This window comes from Blautia sp. OM06-15AC (assembly GCF_003481425.1).
Lineage (GTDB): Bacteria > Bacillota > Clostridia > Lachnospirales > Lachnospiraceae > Fusicatenibacter > Fusicatenibacter saccharivorans.
The window spans coordinates 14,853-27,660 of the sequence record NZ_QULD01000004.1; the positions used below are offsets into that span (position 1 = coordinate 14,853).

At 36.9% G+C, this 12,808-nt stretch carries 9 protein-coding genes; all 9 read right to left on the reverse strand.

Translation table 11 applies throughout. From position 1 onward, the window contains the following. Positions 1 to 1,848 (reverse strand): KAP family P-loop NTPase fold protein, encoded by a 1,848-nt coding sequence (locus DXB83_RS07125; RefSeq protein ID WP_158581091.1) that lies wholly within the window; start codon positions 1,846 to 1,848, stop codon positions 1 to 3. A 42-nt stretch (positions 1,849 to 1,890) separates the two neighbouring features. Then, positions 1,891 to 4,992, reverse strand: a complete 3,102-nt coding sequence (locus tag DXB83_RS07130; protein WP_118044988.1) for a type I restriction endonuclease subunit R — start codon at positions 4,990 to 4,992, stop codon at positions 1,891 to 1,893. Then, on the reverse strand, positions 4,989 to 6,296 hold the full coding sequence (locus DXB83_RS07135) for a restriction endonuclease subunit S (RefSeq protein ID WP_158581092.1): 1,308 nt from the start codon (positions 6,294 to 6,296) through the stop codon (positions 4,989 to 4,991). Before DXB83_RS07135 ends, DXB83_RS07130 begins: the two co-directional genes overlap by 4 nt. Before the next feature lies 1 nt (position 6,297). Further along, positions 6,298 to 8,058, reverse strand: a complete 1,761-nt coding sequence (locus tag DXB83_RS07140; RefSeq protein WP_118044990.1) for a type I restriction-modification system subunit M — start codon at positions 8,056 to 8,058, stop codon at positions 6,298 to 6,300. Beyond that, positions 8,059 to 9,774, reverse strand: a complete 1,716-nt coding sequence (locus DXB83_RS07145) for an N-6 DNA methylase (RefSeq protein ID WP_118044991.1) — start codon at positions 9,772 to 9,774, stop codon at positions 8,059 to 8,061. Between the two features lie 109 nt (positions 9,775 to 9,883). Next, complete coding sequence (locus DXB83_RS07150) at positions 9,884 to 10,573, reverse strand: DUF6040 family protein (protein WP_118044992.1); 690 nt, start codon at positions 10,571 to 10,573, stop codon at positions 9,884 to 9,886. Continuing rightward, positions 10,530 to 11,771: a relaxase/mobilization nuclease domain-containing protein gene (locus tag DXB83_RS07155; protein WP_181976075.1), complete on the reverse strand. Its 1,242-nt coding sequence runs from the start codon at positions 11,769 to 11,771 to the stop codon at positions 10,530 to 10,532. Before DXB83_RS07155 ends, DXB83_RS07150 begins: the two co-directional genes overlap by 44 nt. Continuing rightward, positions 11,720 to 12,100 (reverse strand): plasmid mobilization protein, encoded by a 381-nt coding sequence (locus tag DXB83_RS07160; RefSeq protein WP_181976076.1) that lies wholly within the window; start codon positions 12,098 to 12,100, stop codon positions 11,720 to 11,722. The genes DXB83_RS07155 and DXB83_RS07160 overlap by 52 nt, the downstream gene beginning before the upstream one ends. A 351-nt stretch (positions 12,101 to 12,451) precedes the next feature. After that, on the reverse strand, positions 12,452 to 12,649 hold the full coding sequence (locus DXB83_RS16660; RefSeq protein ID WP_199696590.1) for a hypothetical protein: 198 nt from the start codon (positions 12,647 to 12,649) through the stop codon (positions 12,452 to 12,454). Positions 12,650 to 12,808: the final 159 nt, after the last annotated feature.

The window sequence follows — 12,808 nt, forward strand, 5'->3', positions numbered from 1 at the left end:
TTAGCTTTCCCTCTGCTCTTTTATTTCTGTAATCTGCTCGTCTGTTAACGTTCCTCTTTTTACCATGTTTTCTAATACAGTATTCATATTTTCCATATCACTATTATACATTGTTCTTAACGCAGCCATATCACCTGCTTTAATAGGAACTGTTGATTTCCCAATTGCATCCACTATTTTTCCTTTATATGCATCAAAATTCAAAAACAAATCTCTTACAACAAAAAATTTCATTTCACCTTTTTCGATTTTAGATGCAACAACCTTAAATGTATCCGCAATTTCTTCTGCACTCAATTTTTTCATATCTTTTATAATAGCCACCATTTGACCAGATTTAGCTCGTCCAATTCTTTCTAAAATTTCTTTCGTATTTTTACTGAATCCAGACTCGTCAATACTAGATCTTTTCAAATTTTCTCTTGTCAAATAAAAATATTTTTCCAATCGATATTTTTCTAATTCAACAGGTTTGCATTCTAGCCACTTTTTTATTTGTGCTGTGTTCCACGGATTCTGAGCATCAACCTTTCCTTCCTTCACTTTTGTTCGAATTTCCTTAAATTCTTTATTTTCAGTATCAAATTCTTTATTCCATTCATTCAATTGTATAAACAAGTCATTATCCAGCTTTTGCAGCACTAATAATTTAGCTAAAATGGAAATATCAATTTCATCACCATAATAAATTTTTGCCAACTGGCGTTTGGTAATAAATGTGTTCAAAAAACGTTTTGCCTGGCGTGGATTGCCTTTCAATGTAGAAGCAACAATTTCCCTTATTTCATCAATAATTTTCGCCGTTTCTTTAAAAGCTGTTTTTCCCCCATCTTGCCAATTCAACCCTAACTCATCAATCAACTTATTAATTTCTTCTAATGTAATTACATCCCCAGAAATTGTTCTTTTTTCTTCAAATATCTTATCTATTAGATGCTTAAAACTCTCTTGTTCCAAATAGCTTTGTGTGACCAGTAATAATAGATAATTTTGTATATCCTTTGCCGATAACTCCGGGATATATATTGGCAATTGAATAATTTTTTCAATGTATTCTTTGTCCAGTTCTACATCAAATCCATTCATTGGTGGATACTTTTCACGGATAGAGTACTTTATAACATTTTCATCTGCAGCAATAATAAATGTTGTCCTGTCAACAGACAAGAATAGTTTAATTACTTCCAATATTTCAATTATTCGTTCTGGACGACATCTGTCTAAATCATCTATCATTACAACTACATTTTTAATATCGTCACTTTTCAATGCATCAGAAAATTCCTCTCTAAATTTTCTGATATTGTTTATCGTGCTTTCATCATTTGATACATCTTCCTCTTTCCAATATTCATCTTTTAATGATTGTATGGAATTTGCTGCATTTTTGACTGTATTTCCAATTTCTTCAGCACTTCCCGTTACATTCAACAACATAGGCAATGGATTTCCTGTGGCCACGCTTGCAACTACAGGTGCAAGCGTGGATATTGCTTTTGTTCCTAACTTAAACCAGTCAACTCTTTTTATTAATTTTCCCAATTTCTTTTTAGTTTCTTCTACAGGAACTTCTTCTTTAAGTTCCTGTAACAAAGCCTCCATAATTGCGGTTTTAGCATCGTCATATGATTCAAACATCCATGCATTAATAGTTACACAAATAATTCCGTCCTGACTCTTAAGTTTTTCACCTATTAACTTCAATAAGGTTGATTTTCCTGCTCCCCATAATCCAAACACACCGACTGTCAATGGATTATATTGTTCATTTTTTGCAATATCGGCAATTATTCTTGCATACGGCTCATAAAATAAAATATCAATATCTGACGCATTATCTAGCCACATAAAAACCCTCCCTTGCCTTTTCATACCATCATAGTTTCTTTTTTACTTTCCATATTTAGCTGGTTCTTCCGCCACCATTTGAACCTGTTCATTTCGTTCGATTTTCCGGTAGTCCACGGTCTTTTTAGAACGCATTTCCCTATAAATCACCCCTGCTAACGCACTCATTACAGCATCGTACTTGCTTTTGTCCTCAAACAGTGCTTCATAACTGTCCTGGGCCTCCATATAGCTTTCCATTGCTGCATTTCCAAACGCTGATGGAAAAATACTTTCTGTAAATATTCTTGGATCAGAAGTGCGAGCCGAGCTTGCCAGTTTATCATCTGCAATCAATTTATCATGCAAAGCACCCAGCATTACCCGATCACCTTCTGAAAACTGCCCTTTATACTTTTCATTAATCTTGTCCAATATTTCATCCAATGTGCTTTTCTGTCTGTTTCCCTGTACTCCCTGTTTCTTGGAAGGAACATACTGACCATCAACTTTCTCCAGTGTTATTGCACCTTCGAATGTTTTCTGCAGCTTATAATATTCCAGTTTCAATTTTCCATCCAGATCAACTGGTTCTTCTTTTTCTTCTGGAAGCAGTCCAATCAGATAACTCAGAAACAGGTATTCCTTATGCATATCTTCATCAAACATGCGAACCACCTGTGTGATATAGCTGTACCATCGGATCAGCTTTCTTACCAGTCTTCTGAATTGATACCGTTCTTCCGGATTCTTCAAATTGTATCTGTCTGCTATCGGTTTCAACACGCTCGTCATTTTTCCCATGGCAGTTGCATCTTGTTTTCCCGGATGATTCCATACATTTATAAAAGCATTAATATCATTCTCATTATAAATCGCATAATCCAAAAGTTCTTTTTCTGTCTGGTAAATCAAATCCACATTTACTTCCTGCTCAAGGCTTGTCTCTTGATAAAATGGTTGAAATGCTTCTAGAATATCCTCTTTCTTATTTGCGAAATCCAACACAAATGTATCTACTTTTCCAGGACAGGTACGGTTCAAACGTGATAATGTCTGCACAGCCTTTACATTTTTCAGTTTTTTGTCCACAATCATAGTATGTAGCAAAGGCTCATCGAATCCTGTCTGATATTTTTCTGCAACAACCAGGACATTAAAGTTATCATGAAACTCTTCCTTTGTTTGACCTTCTGATATATGACTTCCATCTTTTCTTACATTTAATCCGGACTCTGTATATTCTTCGTCACCATCCTGCACGCTACCGGAAAATGCCGCTAAAATATCCATATCTGCATAATGCCGTTCTTGAATATATCGTTTAATTTCATGGAAATATCGAACTGCAGCCAGTCTGGAGTCTGTGACTACCATCATTTTCCCTTTTCCACCAATTTTATTTTTGGTCGTTTCCCGAAAAGTTTCTACAATAATTTGCGATTTCTGGCTGATATTATATGGATGCAATTTCTCATATTTTTTGATAATCTTTGTTGCTCTGCTCTCCGGAAGCTCTGGATTTTCCGGTGTATCTTTTGCAATTTTGAAACAGGTACTGTAAGTCATATAATTCTGCAAAACATCCAAAATGAATCCTTCTTCAATCGCCTGTCTCATGCTATAAATATGAAATGGATGGAAACTTCCATCTGTCCATTGACTGCCAAACATCTCTAATGTCGCTGGTTTCGGAGTCGCTGTAAACGCAAAAAATGATAAATTCGGATGTTTTCCATGGGTCAGCATTTCCTGAACAAGTTTATCATTCCTGTCAATTTCATCTTCTGCTTTTCCTTCTATTTCTGCGTATTCCCGTAATGCTGCCTCTGTATCTGCAAGCGCAGCCTTCAATTTCATAGCAGAACTTCCCGTCTGTGAAGAATGTGCTTCGTCAACAATGATTGCGAAGTTTCTTCCGGCAACCTTATCCACTTCCTGATAAATCACCGGAAATTTCTGCAAAGTAGTTACAATAATTCTTGCACCATTATTAATTGCATCTCTCAAATTTTTTGAATTCTTTTTATCATCAATCGTTTCTACTGCACCTATCGTATGGTCAAATCCTGAAATCGTTTCCTGTAGCTGAGCATCTAGCACAGTTCGATCTGTCACTACAATAACACTGCTGAAAACAGATATATCATTGGCATCATGCAAGGATGCCAGTCTATATGCTGTCCAGGCAATCGAATTTGATTTTCCAGATCCGGCACTGTGCTGGATCAGATAATTGTGCCCCGTTCCTTCTTTCCGTACATCTGCAATTAACTTACGCACCACATCCAACTGATGATATCTTGGAAATATCAGTGTTTTCTTTTTCGTAACCTGCTCTGTGCCATCCGACAAACGTTTCTTTTCTTCTTTGATTTGCAAATGGATAAACTTCTGAATGATATCCATCATACTGTCTTTCTGAAATACATACTCCCAGAAGTACGCCGTCGGATAGCCATTCGGATTTGCCGGATTTCCTTTTCCACCATCCTTTCCGGCGCCATTGGAACCTTGATTGAATGGAAGAAAATATGTATTTTTTCCTTCTAACTTTGTTGTCATCCAGACTTCCAACTGATCGATGCAGAAATACCCTAAAATTCTTTTATTGAACTGAAAACAAATTTCTCGTGGATCACGACCATACATCCACTGACGCTTTGCATGGTCTACGTTCTGTCCGGTATACTGATTCTTTAATTCCAATGCAAATACCGGAATTCCATTCACAGCCAGAACCATATCTACAGAGTTATGTGTATCTTTAGAATAAAACCATTGCCTGTTACAGGTAATCTCATTTTTTTCGTATAAAGACATCGACGTCTGATTCAAACCTGATTCTGGTCTAAAATAGCAGACTTTAAATGGAATTCCTCTGTGCTTGAAACCATGGCGTAACACAGAAATAAGTCCATCCATATCACAGGCATTATTGAACGCAAGACAGAATTTCCGTTCCGGATCTACTTTGTTCTGTAATAAAAAGCGTTTCCATTCCTTCGGCTGTGTTTTCTGAACAAAACGTAGCAAAGTATCTTTATATACGCCAAGCTGCGGATCATATGTATCATAATTGTGTGTATATCCGCCTGTTGCTGACAAGAAGAATTCTTCAATGTCCGATTCAAAACGTTTCTCTGTGGTAACATCTATGCTCAAGATTCCGGCACCTCCTTCTTTCCAGTGACATACTCGTAAATCAGGGATTTTTTGTAATTTTCCAGTTCACTTATGAACTGCTCTTTCTTAGAAATAGCAGTCTCAATGCAGCCGCATTTTTCTTTCAAATAATCTACAATTTCATTCTGCTCTTCTATACTTGGCAAAGGAATTGTAAATGCTAATACCTTGCTTGAACTTGTACATGCTAAATTCGTTGTTTTCACCGCAGTAACATCAAAGTAAGTGCGTCCAACAGATGAAGCTGTTAAATATTCCAAATAATATGGATTTAACAGTTTCTCTTTTACTTTAACTGCAAAAATGTGATTCTGATGTAAACATGGTGCAATTCTTCCATCCCAAACACAACCTCGTCCCAGTTTATCTCTATCTCCACCTTCTGTCATAAGGACTTCTCCAGCAGATAAACTATACTTCTCTATTTCATCTTTACTTACTCGAAGAACAGCCATATCGTTCGTATCCACATAACCATCCTGAACATTTGCTACTCTTAAATATGGCATTTCGAACACTTCGGTATCTTTTGAATACGTTTTTCCTAATGTTATTCCAGATCGTATACTTGCACAATGTCGTAATTGTGTAACTTTCCAATCTTCTGGAATATTTCCTATCCAATTAACACCACTCTCTTTCATTAATCGCCCAGGTGTAATTCCATTTGTAACAGCCTGAGTGATAATAGATTGCTTTAATTTTTGATATTCTTTAACAGAATTTTGCACTTTTTCTGTCGCAAGCCTTAATTTTTTACATCTTTCATCCAAGAAATCTGCAATCTTATCTTGCTCGTCCTCCAGCGGTACCGGAATTTTATAGTTAAACAATTCTTCAATTCCTAGGGTCCATCTATTCTCAAAAGAAACACCTTTCCCATGTGCGAACATTGCCATTGACCAGTATTGTGTTTTAAAGTAATAATCATAGAATCTTGAACTATAGCCACCTTTTGCACGAAGATTGATATAAGCTGGACTAATAACTCCTTCAACCATTGAAATACTACAATTAGCACCACTGTATAAATCCATTGGATTCAATAACAAATCCCCAAATTCTACAGGATTATAGTTGTAATAGCTTTCTGCTATTTGTCCTTCATTTTTTGATAAATCACGTACTTTTACTCCTGCCCTTGCAAGCGATAAAACAACTGGATTTTCTTGATGTGCTTCTGTTTTTTTTCGAACAAATGCATTTTTTACACGTTGCAGATTCCAATCTTCCGGTATCTCCCCAATCCATTCAACTCCAGAATCTTTCATCTCTCTACTCATATCATTCCTCCCCAAACAAAGCATCCAAACTGCTCTGAATATCCAGTTCCAGTTCATGCAAACGCACTGCAATTTCTTCCATTGGTTCCGGAGCCTGATATTCATAGAAATATCTTGTCATTGGAATCTCATATCCTTTTTTTGTTTTCTTCTCATCAATCCATGCTTCCGGTGCGTATGGTAATACTTCTCTCTTAAAATACTCCTTGATATCTTCTGTCAGTGGCACATTTTCTGTATCACGCAGAGATGTATCTGCTACAGGCTTTCCCTTCTTTAATACAATTTCTCCACTTTCATCTCTCTGGGGCTGTTCTACGACAATCTTCTGATATCCAAATTCCTCTGTATCAAATATTTTGCTCTGGCAGTAAATACCATTTTTATCTCCATATACAGCACCATTTTCAAATGCACCATATGCCTTTACAATCAACTCACGACACTGGTCTGTAATATCATTTCTTTTTGTTCCGATGCTTTTTCTTCTTGCTTCATAACAATGGGATGCATCTATCAACTGCACTTTTCCAGTTCTATGCAACGGTTTATCCTTGGAACAAATCCAAATGTAAGTACTGATGCCTGTATTCATAAACATGTCGGTTCCTAATTGCACAATTGCATCCAGCCAGTCATTTTCAAGAATATATCTTCTGATTTCTGACGGTCCGCTTCCCGCATCTCCTGAAAACAGTGGTGAACCGTTCTGAATAATTGCCATTTTCCCATTTGGTGCAAGCTTTGAAAGACCATTTAATACAAACAACTGCTGACCATCTGATATTTTCGGAAGTCCCGGTGCAAATCTTCCCAGATCACCTTTCTTTGCTTCTACTTCCACTGCTGCCTTTTCTCTTTTCCAGTCGATTCCAAAAGGCGGATTGGAAATAATATACTGAAACTGATAACCGCTAAACTGATCTTCTGACAAGGTATCACCGAACCTCATATTATTCGGATCACCGCCCCGAATCATCATATCTGCTTTCGCAATCGCAAACGTGGACGGATTGAACTCCTGACCAAAGCAGGTAACTCCAATATCTGTATTTAATTCCTGGATTCTTTCTTCCATACAGCTAAGCATCTGAGAGGTTCCCATTGCCATATCATACACAGTTACATTTCCACCCTTACTCAGATCTGCATCAGATAAAAGTAAGTCCGTCATTAAATAAATGATATCTCTGCTGGTAAAATGTGCTCCTGCTTCTTCACCAAAAGACTCTGAAAATCTCTTTACCAGATCCTCAAAAATATAGCCACAATCTACAGCACTAATTTTATCCGGTCCCAGGTAACCTTTCTGGGAATTGAATTCTTTGATAACCAGATATAATGTATTGCTTTCTACCATTCTACGGATAATATTGTCAAAATCAAACTTCGATAACACATCCTGGACATTTGCAGAAAATCCATTTAAATAATCTCTGAAATTTGCTTCAATATTTTCCGGATCAGCAAGCAATGAATCAAATGTATATTTGCTGATATTATAAAACTGATACTGAGAGGCTGTTGTCAAAAATCCATCAATAACTGCAAATTTCTTTACTTCCTCATACTTTTCAAGTACCGCTTTATGCGTTGGCAATAAACAGTCATGAAATCTTTTTACTACTGTCATCGGCAGAATTACCAGACCATATTCATGCGGTTTGAATGGCCCTCTAAGCATATCCGCTACATTCCAGATCATTGTCGCTTTTTCTGCTATGTTGGTTCCAACTACATCAAATTTATTATTCTCGTCCATTTATTTTTCCTCCGTATAAATATGTTCCAATTCTTCTGTCGCCTTTTCCAGTTTGTATTTTAATTCTTTAATCTCACTTAGCTTCGCATAATATTGATCTGCTATTTTTTTCTGACTTTCTAAATCTGGCAACGGAATTATCACCTTTTTTAATCCTTCCACCGGTAGATTTAACAAAGTGGCCCCTACTGCAACTCTGGATAAAGCTGCCTTTCCACTTTCGCTTTCCAGATACGCTTTTAAAAAATAAGGATTTATCTTATCTTTATCTAGTTCAATAACATAGAGATTTCCATTTGCCAAAATCTTATTGCCTTCTTGTATGGACACAATCGCCATTTTCACCGGTGATGCATTTTTGGAAATTACCAGACTTCCATTTTTTATACAATATTTTTCATATTTAGAGTCTATTCCTTTTAAATATGGAAGTTCGTCACTAATAATTCCATCCTGTAAATTTGCCAACATCAAGTACTGCATGTTCGTCGGTTCATCTGATACAATTTCATCTAAAACAGATGCTTTAATTTGTGCTCCTCTTGTTATATTCTTTATTACAGTTTCAAAAAACACACCATTTTTTACAACTGTTTCTCGTTGAAGATATCTTGACGGATTAAGAACATATTCATTTTCCGCTACCTCTTCAATAGAAATCAATCTTGAATTTTTGTCATCAGTATTCAACAATTCAACAATCTCAGAAATATTTTCATCACTAAGAATGTTCTGTCTCCGTCCGACCGATACCATTTCTGTTGCATCTATCATTCTTATATTTTTATTATTTCTGCTTAGCACCAGTAATGAACATGCAATTCCTGTATTCAGATATAAATTTTGCGGAAGAGCAATCACTGCTTCCACAAATCCTTGTTTAACAAATTTTTCACGAATGATTGTATTATTTCCACCATTCCAGGTAACTCCATTACTTACCGAAATAACAGCCTTACCATTTTTATTAAGGTGATTCATGACATTTATAATAAATATCCAATCTCCTGCTGCCACCTTCTGTACTTCTGGTATCACATCATATATTACTTGCAATGCTTCATTACTTCCAATGCTGTCTTTTGCTTTTATCCCCCACGGATAATCACAGAATATTTTATCAAACATCAAATTGTCATTTATATTTAAAACTGATTTTTGCTCAATTTTTACCCGATCAGATATCAGTTCTGTACGGATTGCTGACACTTCTTTTACATCTCGCATAATCTCTGTACCATAAAATTGTGATTCTGGACTCTTTTCTATGGCTCTCACAAGAAACGAACCAATTCCGCTGCAAAAATCTGCCACCTTATCATTTGAAATCTGAAGAATCTCATTTGCCAGCTTTACAACACTCTGTGGTGTTTCACATTCTCCCATGAAACGATTTCCCTGTAATTGCCACCATAAAACAGTCGCTAAAAGTGCAGCTTCTGAATATTCTTCTGAAATTTCTATTGCAACATTCCATAAATTTCCAATATTTTCTTTTATGAAACTGACTCTTTCTGGTGAAAAAGTCAGCTCCACATATTCTTTTAACTGGTTTATATCTGTTATCTTATTTTTTAAGGATACATAGGCCACATATGCTAAACAAAACCCACCGTACATAGAAGCATTTCCAAATTCTCTTATCCTGTTTAAAATATTCCAACTAATCTCTTCAACTTTTAAGCTTTCTTTTAGCTCTTTAATCGAAGTATTCAATGTTGTTTCCTCCTTTGGTTATTCACAATCATTTTCTATAATTTTACTATAGCACCTAGTTTCTTGATTGTCAATAATCAAATTTGGTTTTTGATAACCATCGTTGATTTTAATGTATTTCATTAGCTCCACGACAATAAATTCTTATTTCCATGACAGCGATATTTATCATTCCAAATAATACCACAAGATTTATTGGCATAAATCTTCTTAGTGCATCGCCTGATATAATAATCATCTCTAAGCTGACCACTATAAGCCGTATGGAATATTTATCCCACACTCTTCGATACTGTTCTATTTTTTTCAAAACAAACATTTCACCTGCAATTACAATTCCAACAACGATAACAATTGCCATAACTCGCAAACACCACGACCATTCTGTTGAAAAATATTCCTTCTCCCCCAAAATATTTAATTCTGATGGACGGATTACCCATTCTACATACCTACACCAAACTCTTATCGGAACTTTTATACAAGCAAATAAATCGTTCTGAACTACTGTGCTTTTTATCATCTCAAATACTAAAAAAATAATATATACCATCTGCCAGAAACTTGTTTTTTCTTTCATTTCTTGTTTCAGACTTTTTATTTTCTGATCCGCCTTTTCTTTCATCGTTTCTTCATTCTCTTGTAATTTGTTATATTGACATTGTATTGTCCTTACCTTCTTTTCAGCTTCTTCCTGTTTCTGCTGTGCCTGTTCCACCGCTTCCACAGATGATTGGTTCACTTGTATCTGTAATTTAGAGTTCTGGTCCCGAACGTCTTTTATTTCTTCTTCGAGCAACTCTTGCTCGCTCCTGCTCTTCAAACCGTTTCTGTTCCTCAGATCGTCGTTGCTCTGCTGAAGCGATTGATTCAGCTTCTGCGTTTCGGACAATTCGGTTGTCAGACACTGAATTTCTACGGTTGATTTCCGAACTTCTTCTCGCAATCTCTGCCTGTCGGATAAGATTGTCTGTTTCTCTTCTTCCAGCATCTGTATCTGCTTTTTCTGTGTCCGCATGAACTCTTTCGCTCTCTCGAAACTCTGCATTAGAAGATCTCTTTCTACTTTGAGCTTGATCGGTGATTCCTCCGGCAGCTGCGATGGCTGTGTCAAGTTCTCTGTAATAATTTCTGAGTTCTTCGGCTGCTCTGCTGTCTCTGATTTCAATATCTCTGGATTTTTTCCTATTTCCATTAAATTCATTCTCTAGTTCCTCCTTGCTGATATCCAAATGAAATGTTTTGAACAGATTACTGTCACGTACTTTCTTTCCCTCTTGGTTCTGAAAAGTAATGTGCTTCCGTTTCTCTGTCCAGTTTACGTTCCATCCGAACTGCTTCATTTTTTCTATAAACTTTTCTTTGCTGATACAATTTTCCAGTGCTTTTAACACTGCCATTGCACAGTCCGCTACAAAGCTATCCTTTACCTGCTGACGGAACAGATTATATTTGTCTTTGCTCCATGCAATGACTTCCCCTTTTTCAATCTGACTTCCATCAAAATGCTTTCCTTTTTCGGCAACGGTCAGTCCTCGTTCCCGGCACATCTGATTGGTAAGCTGTTTCATACGTTCCAGATCTTTTCTGGTGTTATGCAGCTTTCTCCCATCTTCATAACTCACTGAATTAGTAACCAAATGGCAGTGGATATGGTCTTTATCCTTATGCACAGCCACTAAGGTCTGGAATCCACTGAACCAATTTTCTGCAAACTCTTTTCCAAATTCTAATGCCTGCTCCGGGGTGATCTGCTCATCCTTATGCCAGGAAATAATGTTGTGGGCATACATTCTCCCTGTATCTTTATTCCACATCTTCTTTTCTTCCAAAAAGGTTCTGTACACCAGATCATAATTAATTTCATTGTGACAGTACGGGCCTGTTACATAAGTAAGCAGCTCACTTGTCTTGTCCTGCCGTAAAACATATTCAATACAATTTCTCATTGCTCCATGTGTATTTGTCCGCTTATTAATTGTCTTATTAACTGCCATATCCTTTCACTCTCCTTCCGATACTTGAGAATATTTTTATTGAGGAAATACAGCATACTGTCGTTTGGGATTTCTCCATCTGTATGCAGTTTTCTTGCAATCTGGTTGATATTTGTCGTAGCTCCCCGGAGCTGACAAAGGATATCCGCAAACATCTGGTTCAGTCTTTTCAGTTCTTCTATTTCCTCTGCCGATGCTATCTTCAAGTCTGCGATTGCTTTTATCACAACTTCCTGCTGTGTTCTTCCGGATTCTTTAACCTTGCTCTGAAACAAATCGTATTCCTCTTTATTCATCCGTATGGTTACTGTATGATTTCGTTTTCTCATAGGCTTTTGTCTCCTTTCATTGCTTGATTTTCATTCTTTGTTAACAGCCACAGCATTCTGGCGGCATATTGGCAGGAGATTTATAAGAGAGTGCAACGCTCTCTTATACAGGTGCAGGACAGAGTCCTAGTCAATCAGTAAGTATTCCGTAGGAATGTCCGGTGGACATTTCGCAGAAATACTTACGTCATTGACGTGCCGGGGTTTCAAGGGGCAGAGCCCTCTGGCAAGTTTAGGAACAGCCCAACGGCTGTCTCCGGTGCAAAGTGGCTTGCCACTTTGCGAAACTTGCCTGTCATCTCCCCACCACTGAACCGACACCCACCAAGCCATATTTTCCACCCTACGTTATCAGATCAAAATGGAGATGACGGTGGTTTTGTGGTGCAGGGACAGACTGTGGAAGAAATAGAAAAGCTCCCATTTCGATAGATTTTCTCTTTCTGAAACTGGCTGTTCATGCATCACTCCGATGCGAAGTATCGGACAATCATGTGCCGTATCCGGCACTCTATTCTTTTCTTCGCCTTGCTTGTTCCATTCACCCATCTGCCAACGCTTTTCTGTTGTATTTTCCTGTTATTTCTGTCTTTCTTTTTTTGGATCTCTTTCCATTCCTGCTAAAAGACATAAAAATAGCAGTCATAAACATTTCTCCAATTCATAATGTCTGAAATGTAACCACTGCCATTGTCTTTTTCTGCTATT